Here is a 15,411-nt window from a genome sequence, read left to right on the forward strand (position 1 = left end):
TGCGATACGCGTTACCGTCAATCCACAAATCGCTGAAAGATCAGCGACGTGTTGATGCCACCAAACGCAAAGTTGTTGCTCATGATTCGCTGCGTTTTCAGTTGACGGCCATGGGCGCCCGCGATGTGGTTGAGCGGGGCACAGGCCGGGTCGGGGGTATCGAGATTGAGCGTGCCGGCAAACCAGTCGCGACGCATCATTTCGATCGCCCACCAGGCCTCGATGGCGCCGCACGCACCGAGTGTGTGGCCAAGATAACTCTTCATGGCGCTGATCGGAACGCCGGTTCCGAAGAGGCGGGCGGTGGCTTCGCTCTCGGCAATGTCACCCCGGTCTGTCGCCGTACCGTGGGCGCTGATGTAGTCGATGGCGTGCGACGCAAGGCCGGCGTCGTCGAGCGCAAGTTGCATGGCACGCGCCATGGTGGCGGCAGTGGGTTGCGTGACGTGGTTGCCGTCGGTGTTGCAGCCGAACCCGACGATTTCCGCGAGAATTCTGGCGCCGCGCGCCTGAGCGTGTTCGAGCGATTCGAGCACCAGCGTGGCCGCGCCTTCTCCCACCACGAGGCCGTCGCGTGCGGCATCGAACGGCCGGGGCGTGAGCTTCGGCTCATCGTTGCGTGTGCTCGTCGCATAAAGCGTATCGAACACGGCGCTGCCGGGGCCGGACAACTCCTCGGCACCGCCCGCGAGCATCACTTTCGTCCGGCCGAAGCGAATGGCCTCGTAGGCATAGCCGATTGCCTGACTGCCCGAGGTGCACGCGCTCGACGTGGGAATGATGCGGCCTTGCAGCCCGAAGTGCACACCGATGTTGACGGCGGTGGTATGCGGCATCATCTGGATGTAGCTCGTCGACGTCACCCCCGCCATCGAGCCTGTTTCGACCATCACGCCAAACGCCTGAATCGGGGCGATGCTGCCGGAGGACGAACCGTACGCTACGCCGACATCGCCGAGATCGCCCGCAGTGACGTCGAGTGCTGCATGAGCGAGGGCGTGCTCCGTCGCCCGAAGCGCGAGCTGGGCCACCCGTCCCATGGAGCGCAATTGCTTGCGCGGCCAGTGCGGTGGGGGTGCGAAGTCTTCCACCGGACAGGCGAGGCGCCCGTTGAGCATTTCGAAGTAGTCCCACTCCGGCATGCGGCGCACGGCGTTCTGCCCGGCGCGCAATGCAACCTCGATGTCTTCCCAGCGGCTGCCGAGGGCGGTAACGCCGCCAAAGCCGGTCACCACAACGCGTGTCATCAGATAATCCCTCCGTTGACGCCGATGACCTGGCGGGTCACGTAGCTCGCACCGTCCGACATCAGGAACGACACCACATGTGCCACCTCGTCCGGTGTGCCCACGCGGTTCATCGGTACCATGCGCAGCGCTTCGTCCAGCGCCACGCCCTCGAGCATGCCCGTATCCACTAGTCCCGGCGCGACGCAGTTGACGGTGATGCGGCGTGACGCGAGTTCGACGGCAAGCGCCTTGGTGGCGCCGATCAGGCCAGCTTTCGCAGCGCTGTAGTTCACTTGACCGCGATTGCCCATGACCCCGGAGACGGAGGCGACCGTGACGATGCGACCGCCCGCGCGCAGACGGACCAGCGGCATCGTGAGCGGGTGTACGACGTTGAAGAAGCCATCGAGACTTGTGTCCACGACACTGTCCCAATCGTCGTCGGACAAGGCAGGGAAGGCGTTATCGCGCGTGATACCCGCGCCGCAGACGATACCGTAATAGGCACCATGTTCGGCAACGTCGGCGTCGAGCACCTGGCGACAGGTCTGCCTGTCGCGTACATCGAACGATAAGAGATGAGCGGTGCCGCCAGCCGCGCGAATGTCGGCAACGGTGGCTTCGCCGGGGGCAATCTGCTCGCGGCAATGGACGGTGACGGCAAAGCCGTCCTGAGCGAGACGCAGGGCGATGGCCCGCCCGATGCCCCGGCTGCTGCCGGTGACGAGAACGCGTCGGGTCATGATAGATGCTCCAACAAAAACGCAGAAAAATCGGCCGGTTGATGCACCTTGATCGTCGCGCTGGCGACGGACTCTCCGTCGACATCGACCCAGCAGTCGTAGGCACCGTTGCCGGTCTCGTCGCGCAGCACGGAGGTGGCGCGCACCCGGACGGGGACGCCCGCATGCAGCGACGCCACGCGCGCTTCGAGGCGGCGTGTGCCGAGCAGTACGCCGGGCGCCGGTGGCAGACCGCTGTTACGACGCGTCAGCGCTTCATGGGCGGCAATCGCCTGCGCCATGAGTTCGATCACGATGTGAATGGGCATATCGCCGTTCGCGTCGGCGTACCAGGCGCATGCGTCGGGTGTGGCCTGAACGCCGATCGACGCGGCATCGTATTCGCATATGGCGTCGATCAGCAGCATGGGCGGCCGGTGCGGCAGCAACGATTCGATAGACGGCCAGATGGAAGACGCGGACATCACAGAACCTCCGTGCGCGAAAGAACCACACTGGCGTTGTTGCCGCCAAACGCGTAGGCGTTCGTCATCACATGGCGAGGTGCGCGGCCGAGCGTGGTGCCGAGCGAGGCGAGCCGCAGGGGGCTGAGCGCCGCGTCGACGTCGCCGTCCCAGAGGTGCGGCGGCAATCGGCCATCCGCTTCGAGCGTGAGCCAGCAAATGCCGACGCCTGTGGCGCCTGCGGCCCCGAGCAGATGACCTGTCATGGGTTTGGTGCCGCTCACCCACGGGGCAGCGCCGAAGCAGGTATGCGTGGCGAGACTTTCCATGGCGTCGTTCTTCGGGGTGCCGGTCGCATGCAGATGCACATAGTCGATTTGCGAGGGCGCGAGACCGGCGTCGCGCAATGCGGCCCGCATGGCTTCGATGGCCCCGCTGCCGTCGGGAGCGGGCGCCGAAATATGGTGCGCATCGCTCGACTCGCCGATGCCGGAAAAGACAATGTCGCCCGGCGTACGCGACATCAGGCAGAGCATAGCGCCCTCGCCAATGTTGATGCCGTCGCGGTTGCGGCTCATCGGGCGCGACAGGCTTTGCGAGAGCGATTCGAGGGCGCCGAAGCCGCCGAGGGTGAGTGCGCACAGGGCGTCGGCACCACCGGTCACCACGGCATCGCATATGCCGTTGTCGATGAGGCGGCGCGCTGCGCCGAAGGCCTTTGCACTCGAGGTGCAGGCTGTCGAGATGGCGTAGGCGGGGCCGTGAACCCCGAGAAGCTCGGCGACGAATTGTGCCGGCGCGCCGAGTGCCTGCTGGATGTAGTGGTAGTGCGCCGGCAACGCGCCATCGGCCGCAAGCGTGCGCAGCGCCGCTTCGCCTTCTGCAATACCGGAGGTGCTCGTGCCGATCACCACGCCGATGCGCGTGGCGCCGTAGCGTTGGATATGCTGCGCAAGCACCGCGCGTAGCGGCTCTGCTGCCGCGACCAGAAACCGGTTGTTGCGGCAGTCGTATCGTTTCAACCGGGCGGGCAGCGGGGGAAGTTCGTGATCGGCAAGGCGCACGGCGCCCACTATAGGAGCGAGGGCCGTACCGGCCGTGGGCCAGTCTTGGCAAGTCTGCATGCCCGTCGTGTCACCGGCAAACAGGCGTGCGGCGATGCCGGGCAAGTCATGGCCCAGCGCATTGATCATGCCGAGCGCGTGGAGATAGACAGGGGACTTCATGAACGCAATTCCGGAAAGCGCAAGCTATAGGGCGCGAGCAATAGCGCGAGGGCGATGCCGATCGTCAGGGTCAGACCGAAGGCTTGCAGGCTCGGCATGCCGCTAAAGGTGAGCAGACCGAACGACAGCAACGTGGTCGCCGCCGACATTAGCGTGCCGGCCACGGCAATCGCAGCCATCCGTTCGTCTTCGCCGGCACGCAGTTCGCCTTCGCGCAGAAAGATGGCGTAGTTCACACCGACGCCAAGCACGAGCATCAAGCCCATTTGCGCGAACAACGTGAGCGGCAGACCGAGGTAGCCGAACGTTGCAAAAACGGCGGCGGTGGCGAGCAGCGTGGGCATGATCGTGGCAATCGCGCCGCGCCATCCGTATCGACGGGCGAGCAGGCCTGCCACGACGATGAGTGCGGCAGCGAACCACAGTCCGCTCGCGTGCCGATAACGTGCGAACAGGCTCGAAATGGATGCCGCCTTATCGACGTAGGTCACGCCAGGCAGATCGGCCGCCACGCGCGCGGCCGCGTCGCTGTCGCGCAGACCTTGCGGGCGCACGAGGCTCGCGAAACCGCCGGACTTCGCCGGGGCTGCCTGTGGCGTTGACGAGGTGCCGACCGATCCTATCCAGAGCATGCGATAGGGTGTCGAGCCGGGCCAGGCGAGCCAATCGCCGATGCGAAGCGGCGGCGTCTCGTGCTCGGCGGCATAGGCGTTGGCATACTGGCGAGCGAATTGCGCACGGAATCCGGCGCGAATCATGGCCGTCGCCAGCGCGTCCGGGGCGTCGAAACGTGCGGCGCCGAGCAGCGCGCGATTGTCGAGTTGCCGCTGCACGGAGGGGACGAACTGAGAGATACCCGTCCAGCCGCTGAAGGGGGCGTCCTTGTCCGCTGCCGCCAGATCAAGGCGTGCGCCGAGCTGTTCTTCGCGACGCAGCAGGGCCTCTTCGCTGTCGGCTTGCACGAGCCAGAACTGCGTCGCGCCGTCGATGCCGGTGATGCGAGAGATCGCTTGCTCTTGTGTGACCAATGCCGGTTCGCGCGAAATCAGACGGCGGATGTCGTCGTCGACGCCCAGCCGCCACCAGCCGGGCAGGCACGCCAGCAGGATCAGACATCCAATGACCGTGCCTTGCCGGCCAGCGAGCGCCGCGCCCCAGAGGCGAAGCCAACGTTGCGCAAGCCGGATGACCGGAGCCCGAAGGGGAGGCACCTCCCGGGGAAGGAAGGCCGGCAGCGCCCAGACGACGAACGCGTATGACGAGAGCAGTCCGGCCATGGCAAATACGGCAATCTGACGCAGTGCCGGGAAGGGCACTGTACCGAGAATCGCGTAGCCGAGTACGCTGGTCGCGAGCGCGATACGCAATGCCGGACGAATGACGGGCAACATTCGCTGCGCGGCGTCGCGTGTCAAACCGCCAACGCCGACGAAGTACTGGATGGCGTAGTCGACCGTCTCGCCGATCAGCGCCGCGCCGAAGACGAGTGTGAGCAGATGCAGTTCACCGAAGATCGCCAGTGTTGCGACTGCCGCGCATAGCGTGCCGAAGGCCACGGTCGCCAGTCCCATGGCGAGCAGGCGGCCCGAGCGGAAGGCCCAGAGCGTCAGCAGGGCAATCCCCAAGGTGGCGACGATGCCGATGCGGTGCAATTCTCTCTCGGCTTGCGCTCTCGCGCCCGCCGCGTGGAAAACGGCGCCGCTGCGAAGCACTTCCAAACCGGGCGAGCTGTCAACGATCTGCGATTGCGCCGTGTCGAAGAATCGAATGACACGTTGCTGGACGTCGCTGTCAAACGCGGGGCCGCGCGTTTGCAGCAGGACGAGTACCCACGTCTTGCCTTCGTGCCGGGCGCTCAGCCAACCGTTGTCGGGCAACATCCGAAGCTGGCCGAACGGCAGACGCGTGAGCCAGCGGTCGAGCCAGCCAAACGGATCGTCGGCAGCATCGGTCAGTCCGAACGGGGAATTGGCAAGCGACAACGGCGGCAGCGCCGTGGCCTCGGATGGATGGCGCCGAAGCTGTGCCTCCAGCACCGCACGGTCCTCCTGCGAGAGCAGTTGGAAGCGGTGGGGTAGGTAAAAATTCGAAAGGAACGCGGGATCGAAGGGCGGGATTTTGCCCTGCACGCTGGAGAAGGCGTCATTGGCCCGCGCCAAGGCATCGAAACGTGCCGCCGCAGCGCGCGCAGCGCTCGCGTCTTCGGCGCCGATCAGCACCACGACACGGTCGCTCACGCTGCCCGCGAGATGGTCGACGGCTTGCTCTGCCACGGGATTGCGTTCCGTCGCAGGCAATAGCGCGAGAACGTTGGTCTGCAGGGGCAGGTGGCGCACCGCCAATAGCCAGATGCCCAACAGCACGAGGCCCGCTGCGAGAGCAAGCGTGAGCGCGCGGCGAATTACCCGGGTACGTGGCGTCATTCGACAGTTCGCAGCAAGCGTTGCTCGTGCGCGTCGAGCGCCTCGCCCGTGCGCACCTTCTCAAATTGCCAGCGAACGGATTCGCCGCGCCGGGTCTCGAGCGTCACGGCACGTACGACGGTGTCGCCGTTGAGCGTCAGGCGCCGCATCGCTTGGGCGATCTGCGGCTGAGATGGCGTCAGCACAATCTGCCAGCGGTTCACCGTGCCCGTGACGGACACCGCGAATTGCGAGGCGAGCCCACTGGTATCACCGATCATGAACGCGTTCGTCCATTCGTTGATCTGCTGTGTGACGGCCGACGGTTGCGTGTCGAGCGATAGCAGATTGCCATCGGCATCAAGGCGTGCGCTGCGCTGCCGGCCGTAGACATACCCGTGCGGCTCGGGCGAACGCACCTGCCAGATCACCCCTCGCTCGCGCACGAACACCAACGCGCCACGCGTGAGCGCCGGCGTCGCCAGCAATGCCGACGTTCGCGTCTGGACGAAATCGGCGTGCACGACCGGATACGCGCCGATCTGCGCCAGAATGCGCTTGAGCAATGCCAGATCGGTCGCGGCGGATTCCTGTACAGGCACGGACTCGGCGGCCGTGACCCCAGACATGGGAGACAACGCGACGCACGTCAGCATCACGGGAAGTAGCGCGCCTGCCACGCGCTGAATCAACTGGCGGCCCATGCAGCCTCCAGTTTCGCCAGCACCACAGGCGGGCTCACGAACTGCAACTCACCATTGCGCGCATCGACGGCGACCTGCACGGTGTAGCCCTTGGTGATGCGCTCTTCGGTGGCGATATCGTGAATTTCATAGGCAATGCGCAGCCGGTTCTCGTATTCGGTCAGCGACGCGGTCACACGTACGCGCTGTCCGTAACGCGCGGGGCGAACGTACTTGAGATGGCACTCGACGACCGGCCAGAGATAGCCGGACGCCTGCATTTTCGGGTAGTCGTAGTCGAAGCGGCGCAGTAACGCGCAGCGGGCGAGTTCGAAGTACTTGACGTAATGGCCGTGCCACGCGACTTGCATCACGTCGACGTCGTGGAACGGAATTTCCACGTGGGCCGACGCGACGAGCCAGGGGGCTTTTTCCGGACGGCGGCCGGGGATGTCAGTCGTCATGGGGCAGGTCGCCTCCGTCGGCAAGCCACGCGCGGACGGCGCGCAACTCATATTCAAGCGCCCGGTCTTCTTCGACGAACGGCGAATGCGCGGCGACGGCACCGAGCCATTGGCGCAGGGCGCCGGGCAGCGGGGCATCGCCGGGCGAGAGGCGCGCACGCAGTCTCACCGCTTGCGCCACGGCGAGTGTATGCGCTGCCGCAACCTGTTCCGTCAGCATCAGAACACGCAGGCAATCGCGCGCGGCAATCGTGCCCATGCTGACCTTGTCCTGGTTGTGCGACTCGGTGGAGCGCGAGAACACACTGGCCGGCATGGTGTGCTTGAGCGCCTCTGCTGCCCACGCCGACGCGCCGATCTGAACGGCCTTGAAGCCATGATTGATCGGCGCGCGAGGGCCCGTCGCGCCGCTGAGATTGCGCGGCAGGCCGTTGTTGAACTTGTCGTCCACAAGCAGCGCCAACTGGCGGTCCATCAAGTCGGCGATATTGGCGACGGCGGTCTTCAGGCTATCCATGGCGAAGGCGATGTGGCCGCCATAGAAGTTGCCGCCGTGGTGCACCTCGCCCGTGTCTGGATCGATGAGCGGGTTGTCGTTGGCGCTATTGATTTCGTTTTCGACATCGCGACGCACCCAACTGAGCGCGTCTACAAGCACGCCAACGACGTGCGGTGCGCATCGAAGTGAGTAGCGATCCTGGAGCCGTGCTTCGGGGGGCTCTGTGCGCCCGGCCAAATCGTCCCGGATCCAACGGGCTGCTTCGCGTTGACCCTCGTGAGGCTTGGCGTCGAAAAGCGTCGGATGGAAGTGCGCGGCGCGGCCGTCGAGCGCCACGGTCGTCAGCGCCGTCAACCGGGACGCCAGGCGCGCCAGCGTACGGCTGCGCGCGAAGGCGAGGCTGGCCAGCGCCGTCATGACAGCGGTGCCGTTCATGAGCGCGAGCCCTTCCTTGGGCGCCAGGCGGATCGGGGCACCTCCCGTGGCGGCCAACGCGTCGGATGCCGCGCAAATACGGCCGCGATACATGACGTCACGCTCGCCGATGAGCGTTGCTGCGACGTAGGACAACGGTGTGAGGTCGCCGCTTGCGCCGACGGAGCCTTCCGCCGGAATTCGCGGCAACACGTCGTGGGCGAGAAGATGCAAGAGCGCCTCCAGGAGTTCCGGGCGCACTGCCGAGTATCCCTGCGCGAGCGACGCGAGACGGCATGCGAGCACGGCGCGCACGGCGTCGTCGTCGAGCCATTCCCCCATGCCGCAGCCGTGGTAGCGGGTCAGTTGGGCGGGCAGGGCTTCGATGAGCGACGCGGGCACGTCGACGACACAGGCGTCGCCGTAACCGGTGGTCACGCCGTAGACGGGGCGTCCGGCCGCGAGGTGTGCATGCAACGCGTTCACGCCGCGACGAATGCGGTCTTGCCACGCGGGGGCTGTCGACAAACGGGCAACGCGCGTGCGGTGCGCTAACGCAAGAATGTCTTCGATCGTCAGACGGTCGTGGCCGAACACCACCGAAGCAGCGTCGGCTCGGCCTGCGTTGCCGCCGGGCAGACCATCGTGCACGGCGTGGCGTGCAGTATTACCGGAGCCGTCGTTGGGGCCGGAGAGTGAAATCGGGGGTTCCATCATGACTGTGGCGCCTTACCTTGCCAGAAATCGAAAAAGTTGAACCACTGCATCGGGTATTGCCGGCAGTAGTGCTCGAGTCGATGCGCGTAGCGCTCGGCATAGGTGCGCAATGCGGCTTCGCGTCTGGCGCGAGGCAATTCGACGGCATCGGCAAACCGCTCGAAATACAGCCGGTAAGTCGCCTCGTCTCGCAGACAGAAGAGGAGGTACACCGGGCATTCGAGCAACGCCGCGAGAATGAACGGGCCTTGCGCAAACGGTGCGGATGCACCGAGGAAGGGGGCTTGCACCACCCGTCCACCGTCGGCGGACGGCACGCGATCACCCACGATGACGAGCCAGTCACCACGATCGATACGCTCGCGCAGCATGATGGCCGTGGCTGGGCCGATGTCGTCGACCTCGATCAGGTTTTCCGCAAAGTCCTGATTCGAACCGGCCAGCATGGAACGGAAGCGCTGGGCATGGCGGGTGTAGACGACCGCATGAATGCGATCGATACCGCGCGAACGGGCGAGCGCGCGGGTCATCTCGAGATTGCCGAGATGCGAGCCGATGACGAGTGCCCCGCGTGAATCGTTTGCCGCCGTGTCGAGCGTGGCGTGATCTTCGATCTGGACATGGCGCTCGCCGAGCAGTCCGCGCCAGGCGGCGAATTTGTCCAGCGCTGCGTTGGCGAACGCGAGCAGGTGCTGAAAGGTGCGCCAGCGCGTCGGGGCTGCGAACCCAAGCTCGGGGGCCGCCACGCTGAGTCGCTGTTGGTAGTCGCGCGAGGCGGCGCACGCCTGCGTGTCCTTCAATGCGAAGTAGGCCACCACCGGGATCAGGCAGACGCGTGCCGCACGCAGGCCAAACCATCCGCAGGCAAGCGCCAACAGGCGCATGCCCAGCAGGCTGCCGCGTTCGGGGCGCCGCCACCATGGCAGGTCGGCCTCGGCGGTGGGAGGCGAGGAGGGCGCTGCCGCAGTGGCCTGGCGGCGCAGCTTTCGCCACAACAGTGCCGGTATGCGGGGAAGCATCCCGAAAACGAGCCGCGTATGCATCCACGAAATGCCGACGTTGTCGCGGAACATCTGGAAATGCGACACCCCGTTCTCCGGGTAGACGACGCGCGTGCGCCGGTTCTGCACCGGCACGCCTTGCCAGTACAGACGCACCAGAATGTCCGTGTCGAAGGCCATGCGCGCTGGCGGCCGATGCCGTGCCAGCAACGCTGCGGTCGCGGCAAGCGGATACACGCGGAAGCCGCACATCGAATCGGCAATGTCGAACGACAACGTTTCCACCCACACCCAGAAGTGGGTGATATAGCGGCCGTACAAACGCCCCTTGGGCACAGATGCGTCGTAGCGCGGTGTACCGCAGATCACCGCATCGGGGCGCTGCCGGGCCTCGTCGAGAAACATCGGGACGTCCGCGAGATCGTGCTGCCCATCAGCGTCGACTTGCAGCGCGTGCGTGTAGCCGAGCGCGTGAGCCCGTTGCAAACCGTGAGCGACGGCAGCTCCTTTGCCAAGGTTGCGCGGCAGCCGCTCGAGCATCACCGCTTCGGGGTGATCGGCATGAATCGATTCAAGCACGGCCCGCGTTGACGCGTCGCTGCCGTCGTCGACCAACAGCACTGGCAGCCCCTGCGCGAGCAGCGTGTCGACGATGCGCGCGATATGTGCGGGGTGGTTGTACACAGGGATCAGAACGCACGGCATGAAGCTGTCACGCGATAGTCCGCAAGCGAGACGCCCGGTCATCGTGGCACGCCTCCGGCAATGTCTGGCAACGCAGCGTACGCGAGATAGCCGGTAGCCGCCGTTCCGCGTGCCCCCTCATACAGGTAGTGCACGCGAAGGCGTGTCACATCGAACGTTAGCGTGAGTTCGAACCGTGTTCCCGGCAGTACCGGCGCCGAGAATTTGACTTGCTGCAACGAGGTCGGTGTGCTCACCCACGCACGAAGCGCCGGGTCCCGCGATGCATGTTCCGCAGCGAATCGGGTGGCCCAGTCAATCAGCACCACGCCGGGCAGCAGGGGAAGTCCGGGGAAATGACCGTCGAAATGGGCCAGGTCGGGTGGCACACGCAATGACATCACGACGGCATCGGTGCGCCCTGGCGAAGTGCTGTCGTCGTCGTTCAACCGAACGCCCATCACCGAAGGCAGCCAGGGCGACGCCGGTGCGAAGAGCGCCATGACATCGGCCGCCGTGCGCTTGCCCCTTTCGTTCAGGGGCAGTGCCGCGACGAAACGCCAGCGTCTCGGGAGCACGGTCGCGTCGAATGTCTCGGCCAGCGTGTCGCGCATCGCACCGCGCACCGCTTTGAGCGATTGCTCGCGCCACGCGCGTCTGCCGGCATTGCTGAGGACGACAGCGGCGGCAAGGCGCCCTGCGATCACGACCGTTGCGGCATCCTCGACCCATTCATGGCGCAACAGTGCCGCTTCCACCGCAGGCAACGAGACCCGCTTGCCTTCAATCTTGACGGTACGATCGAGACGGCCCGTCATGGTGAACGAACCGTCGGCATTCGCAATGGCGCCATCGTCGGTAGGCCACCAATGCCCGTTGTTGACGCGTGGCGAGCGGATTTCCAGCGCGCCATCCTCGGAGACGCGCACTGTCGTGTCGTCGAACGGCGTCCAATGGGATGTACGATCCTGTCGGCGCCACGCGATGCCGCCGGTCTCCGTGCTGCCGAAGACTTCTACCGGCGCGTACGCGCTGTCCGACGATATTTGAGCACCCGCACCCCGCACGAGATGGGCGAATTGCTGCGCTGCGTCCGCAGGCAGCGGACCGCCGGACGAAAACGTAAGACGGGGGGCGTCGGACCATGTGCCCTCGCCGAGTAACGCCGGCCAACGCGTCAATTGCGCGGGGCCCGCGATCCAGACCACCGCCGGCCACGTACGCCATGTCTGGGCTTGCGACGGTTCCGCGAAAGTGTGACGGGCGAAGGGAACGCCTGCGGCCAACGGCCATAGCACGCGAAACCACAGGCCATAGATGTGATGGCATGGCACGCTCGCGACCACTAGCGCATTCTGGAGTTGCGTGCCCCAATGCCTATGAAGCGCCTGCACTTCGTCATCGAGTTGCGCCAGCGTTTTCGTGATGGCTTTCGGCTCGCCACTACTTCCCGACGTGTAGATGATCAACTGGCTCGACGGGGGAAGGGCATCGCCCGCAACGGTCGTTTCGTGGCTGGCCGCGCCGTTCGCGTCTTCGCCACCCTCGGAACGGAGCGAGCGTGCCAATGTGTCGGCGTCGATGGCTTCGTCAAAGGCGAAGGCAAAGTCGCGCCGCGTCTGGGCCAGCGCATTCGGCAGCACGACCGGCGTTCTGCCCGCCGCCCACGCGGCGAAGAGCGCGCAGCTCATATCGAGCGGGTCGTCCAGACACATCGCGAGCCGTTGTGCAGGACGTGCCGCAAATGCCGCGCGTAACGACCGGACTCTGGTGTGCCACGCGGCAGTTGTCAGGACCGCGGGCGCGTCGGCGGGTGAGCGGCCATCGACGCACACGACAAGCGAAGGCGCGCGTGGCGCGCACAGCATCTCGGCCAATGGCGTACAGCCGGGCGCTTGCCGTGCGATCGTGGCGAGGGCGCTCATGCCGATGCCTCCGGACGAGGTGTGCTGGCGGCGTCGGCCAACGCCTTCCTCGCGAGCATGCGCCGACGCCACATCCATTCGGCCGCAAACAGCAAACCGATGAGCACATACGCGATGCCGCCGTTATAGAGCGACCAGATTTCCCGCGACGCCCAAAGTGCCGTGGCGAGTGCAGCGGCGCCATTGAAGACGAAAAAGGCAATCCATACGCGTGTGACGTTGCGCAGGTAAGGCGTGGCGTCCGCCGGCAAATCGGGTTGATGCAGCCGGGCGATGCGCTCGACCATTGGCATGGGCGAGCGCAACGACATGGCGAACGTGAGTCCCATGCCGAGATTGACGGCGACCGGATAGCAACGCAGCAGCAATTCGCTATTGCTCAGCGCCGTGGCGCACGCGAGGGCTGCCAGCCCCCCGGCGACGGTCCATTCGACGGGCATGAGCAGCCGGTGTGCCTGCAAATTGCGACGGTAGCGCAGGTATATCCCGACGAGCAGCATCAGCGCGAGATAGCGTGGCGCGACCAGCGAGATCCCGGCGAGGATCAGCACCGGGTAGGCGAGCGCAGCGATAACGGACTGCCAGCGCACCCGTGGCTGAGGAGCGTTCGGCAGTGATGCCACAGCATCGGCATGGAGTCGGGACATGCGTGAGGCTCAGTCGTTGAGCAAGGTTCGTACCGCAGACACCACGTCTTCGACGGTGCGCACGCTCTTGAATTCTTCGGGCTTGATGCGCTTGCCGGTCATGCGTTGAAGCTGAATGGCGAGGTCTACGGCGTCGATGCTGTCGAGATCCAACTCCTCGAACAGATGGGCCTGCAATGTGATGCGCTCGGGAGCGATCTCGAAGGTGTCGTGCAGGATGGTGCGCAAGTGGGACAGGATTTCGTCGTCGGACAAGGGTAATGTCAAGGTGCTCATCGCTAAGTTTCCTTACTGTGCGCAACCGCGTTCGCGCAACAACTGTGCCAGGGTGGCAACGCTGCGGAACTGCGCGCGTGCCGTCTCATCGTTCGATTCGATTTGCAAGCCGAAGCGCTTGCGCAGGGCGATGCCCAGCTCGAGGGCATCGATGGAGTCCAGGCCGAGGCCATCGCCAAACAGGGGGACGTCGTCGAGAATGTCGTCCACGCCAATGTCTTCCAGTTCAAGTGCCTGGACGATCAATTGCTTGATCTCAAGTTCTAGAGAAGCCATGTTGAGAAATCTGATCGATGAAAAAATGTTCGGCGAGCGTGGTAAGACGTCTCGCTGCCAGAGGCATCTGCGCGGCATTCGTCTCGCCGCAGGCACTGGGTTCCGGGCGGAAGGCCGGTGCGCCAGCGCTGCCGCCGGGCGGTAGCGCAACGCCGGGGCTCAGCGCCGCATCCAGCACCCGGATGCGCAGCGTCGGCTTGACGACCGGAACGGAGTACCACCGGTGTTGTTTTGTATACGCAGGCGGGTCACAGTCGATCAGGACCGGCAGGATCGGACAACCATGGGCCAGCGAGATGTGCGCGAAGCCGCGGGAGAACTTGCCAAGCCGTCCTCGCGACGGGCTGCGCGTGCCCTCGGGAAAAACGATGAGCGGCACGTTATCGGCCAGCGTTGCTTCGCTGGCGCTCACGAGCGAAGGACCGCCGTCGTTGCGCAGGTAGCCGGCCGCGCGCACGATGCCGGCGAAGAACGGGTTGCGCCAGTGCCGGCTCGTGACGATGCAGCATGCACGCGGCATGAGCGCGAGCAACACTGCGACGTCCAGATACGACGGGTGATTGGCAATCACGATAACGCGTCCGAGATGGCGCAGCCTGTCGGCATTCTCGATATCGAATCGCATCACGCCCATCGCGCGGCATGCCGCGACCAGTGCTGCGAAACAGCGATGCACCATGGCCATGGCATAACGACGGCGGTGGCGCACCGACACCGGCAGCAATAGCAGCGCAGGAAATACGATCAGCGAGAAGGCAAGGCCGCCGACGGCGAAGCTGGACCATAGCAATAGGGACGCCGCCCGACGGCGAAGCGGCTCGCATCGGCGCAGGATGTCAGCGATGCGCATGCGGAGCTTCCTCTTGCCATTCCCATTGCCAGTCATGGCGCTCACCGCGCCAGATGTCGCTGCCGCCCCCCATGAGAGACGTGACCAGACTGCTGCTTTGCGCGCGGTGCTCCGCATAAGTGTCGCGCCCGGCGGGCAAGTGCATCGTGCAGGTCAGACGTGCCATGGCGTCAGACGCGATCAGAAGCGCGAGGGCGTGTGCGCTGTCGCCGGGTTGGCGCGATGTCGGGCCATAGCAGGCGGGTGGAGCGTCGAAGGCATGGATGACCAGCAAGGGCGTGTCTGGCATTTCTCGGTGTTGTGTCCACGCGTCGAGCAGTGCATAGCCGAGCGTATCGTCGGATGCCGAGACGGCATTGATGGCGGAATGGTCGTTGCGCACAATGCTGAGCACCCCCGGCGTTGCATTGAGCACCGACAGGCTGAATGCGGTCGGCGAGGGAGGCTCGCGACGCACGAGAGCCTCCAGCATTTGCGTCGTTCGCTGAATTTCACCGTGTTGAGAGGCGTACACCACGCGGCAGGCTTGCGGGAGCGGGCCGCAAGCCATGGCGGCCGACAGCGCAAGCCGTGCGAGCGGACTCAGCCGGCGACGCAGCATGGGGTCGATCACGCCGACGTCCGGCTTGCCGGCCGAAGCGGCGTCCGACTGACGATAGGCCCACCGGCGCACGGGCAGGCTCCAGCACGCAACAGGGCTGACCAATGCAGCCGCTGCCGCTTGCGCGGATATCGCTTGTACTGGCGTAGGTGCCGCAATGCTGACTTCCCCCGAAGCCCATTGCGGCGCGCGACGCATCTTTTGCGCGTCGATGTTATATGGCATGGCGATTAGTGGAAAGGAAGCGATTGCCGCTTTGCTATGCCACGCGCGATTTCCATCTTAGGCATTTTCTCGGCCACCACTTTAAACGGCAGGATATGGCGAGAAG

General features: G+C 65.3%; 15 protein-coding genes. All 15 read right to left on the reverse strand.

Features of this window, described 5'->3' with window-relative positions:
* Window positions 1-17: 17 nt before the first annotated feature.
* From PHO31112_RS17810 to PHO31112_RS17880, 15 genes are read right to left on the reverse strand one after another with little or no spacing between them, the layout of a single operon-like run.
* On the reverse strand, window positions 18-1,247 hold the full coding sequence (locus PHO31112_RS17810) for a beta-ketoacyl-ACP synthase (protein ID WP_150621698.1): 1,230 nt from the start codon (window positions 1,245-1,247) through the stop codon (window positions 18-20).
* Window positions 1,247-1,972 carry a 3-ketoacyl-ACP reductase FabG2 gene (locus tag PHO31112_RS17815; RefSeq protein WP_150621699.1) on the reverse strand — a complete coding sequence of 242 codons (726 nt, stop codon included), beginning with the start codon at window positions 1,970-1,972 and terminating at the stop codon, window positions 1,247-1,249. Before PHO31112_RS17815 ends, PHO31112_RS17810 begins: the two co-directional genes overlap by 1 nt.
* Window positions 1,969-2,436, reverse strand: a complete 468-nt coding sequence (locus PHO31112_RS17820) for a hotdog family protein (protein WP_150621700.1) — start codon at window positions 2,434-2,436, stop codon at window positions 1,969-1,971. Before PHO31112_RS17820 ends, PHO31112_RS17815 begins: the two co-directional genes overlap by 4 nt.
* Window positions 2,436-3,641 carry a beta-ketoacyl-[acyl-carrier-protein] synthase family protein gene (locus PHO31112_RS17825; protein WP_150621701.1) on the reverse strand — a complete coding sequence of 402 codons (1,206 nt, stop codon included), beginning with the start codon at window positions 3,639-3,641 and terminating at the stop codon, window positions 2,436-2,438. The genes PHO31112_RS17820 and PHO31112_RS17825 overlap by 1 nt, the downstream gene beginning before the upstream one ends.
* Complete coding sequence (locus tag PHO31112_RS17830; protein ID WP_150621702.1) at window positions 3,638-6,064, reverse strand: MMPL family transporter; 2,427 nt, start codon at window positions 6,062-6,064, stop codon at window positions 3,638-3,640. The genes PHO31112_RS17825 and PHO31112_RS17830 overlap by 4 nt, the downstream gene beginning before the upstream one ends.
* Window positions 6,061-6,747, reverse strand: coding sequence for a LolA family protein (locus PHO31112_RS17835; protein ID WP_150621703.1), 687 nt, complete (start codon window positions 6,745-6,747; stop codon window positions 6,061-6,063). The genes PHO31112_RS17830 and PHO31112_RS17835 overlap by 4 nt, the downstream gene beginning before the upstream one ends.
* Window positions 6,732-7,190: an acyl-CoA thioesterase gene (locus PHO31112_RS17840; RefSeq protein ID WP_150621704.1), complete on the reverse strand. Its 459-nt coding sequence runs from the start codon at window positions 7,188-7,190 to the stop codon at window positions 6,732-6,734. The genes PHO31112_RS17835 and PHO31112_RS17840 overlap by 16 nt, the downstream gene beginning before the upstream one ends.
* Window positions 7,180-8,817 carry an HAL/PAL/TAL family ammonia-lyase gene (locus PHO31112_RS17845; RefSeq protein WP_150621829.1) on the reverse strand — a complete coding sequence of 546 codons (1,638 nt, stop codon included), beginning with the start codon at window positions 8,815-8,817 and terminating at the stop codon, window positions 7,180-7,182. The genes PHO31112_RS17840 and PHO31112_RS17845 overlap by 11 nt, the downstream gene beginning before the upstream one ends.
* Window positions 8,817-10,568 carry a glycosyltransferase family 2 protein gene (locus tag PHO31112_RS17850; protein WP_246178337.1) on the reverse strand — a complete coding sequence of 584 codons (1,752 nt, stop codon included), beginning with the start codon at window positions 10,566-10,568 and terminating at the stop codon, window positions 8,817-8,819. Before PHO31112_RS17850 ends, PHO31112_RS17845 begins: the two co-directional genes overlap by 1 nt.
* Window positions 10,565-12,430 (reverse strand): ApeI family dehydratase, encoded by a 1,866-nt coding sequence (locus PHO31112_RS17855; RefSeq protein WP_174995770.1) that lies wholly within the window; start codon window positions 12,428-12,430, stop codon window positions 10,565-10,567. The genes PHO31112_RS17850 and PHO31112_RS17855 overlap by 4 nt, the downstream gene beginning before the upstream one ends.
* Window positions 12,427-13,077, reverse strand: a complete 651-nt coding sequence (locus tag PHO31112_RS17860) for a COG4648 family protein (RefSeq protein WP_246178339.1) — start codon at window positions 13,075-13,077, stop codon at window positions 12,427-12,429. The genes PHO31112_RS17855 and PHO31112_RS17860 overlap by 4 nt, the downstream gene beginning before the upstream one ends.
* Window positions 13,078-13,086: 9 nt before the next feature.
* Window positions 13,087-13,332 carry an acyl carrier protein gene (locus tag PHO31112_RS17865; protein WP_150621832.1) on the reverse strand — a complete coding sequence of 82 codons (246 nt, stop codon included), beginning with the start codon at window positions 13,330-13,332 and terminating at the stop codon, window positions 13,087-13,089.
* A 33-nt stretch (window positions 13,333-13,365) separates the two neighbouring features.
* A complete protein-coding gene (locus PHO31112_RS17870) occupies window positions 13,366-13,629 on the reverse strand; it encodes a phosphopantetheine-binding protein (RefSeq protein WP_150621706.1) in 264 nt (87 codons plus the stop codon).
* The gene (locus PHO31112_RS17875; RefSeq protein WP_174995771.1) at window positions 13,610-14,479 is read right to left on the reverse strand and encodes a lysophospholipid acyltransferase family protein; all 870 of its coding nucleotides are present in this window, start codon (window positions 14,477-14,479) and stop codon (window positions 13,610-13,612) included. Before PHO31112_RS17875 ends, PHO31112_RS17870 begins: the two co-directional genes overlap by 20 nt.
* Window positions 14,466-15,305, reverse strand: a complete 840-nt coding sequence (locus PHO31112_RS17880) for a beta-ketoacyl synthase chain length factor (protein WP_150621708.1) — start codon at window positions 15,303-15,305, stop codon at window positions 14,466-14,468. Before PHO31112_RS17880 ends, PHO31112_RS17875 begins: the two co-directional genes overlap by 14 nt.
* Window positions 15,306-15,411 lie beyond the last annotated feature (106 nt).

This window comes from Pandoraea horticolens, assembly GCF_902459555.1.
Lineage (GTDB): Bacteria > Pseudomonadota > Gammaproteobacteria > Burkholderiales > Burkholderiaceae > Pandoraea > Pandoraea horticolens.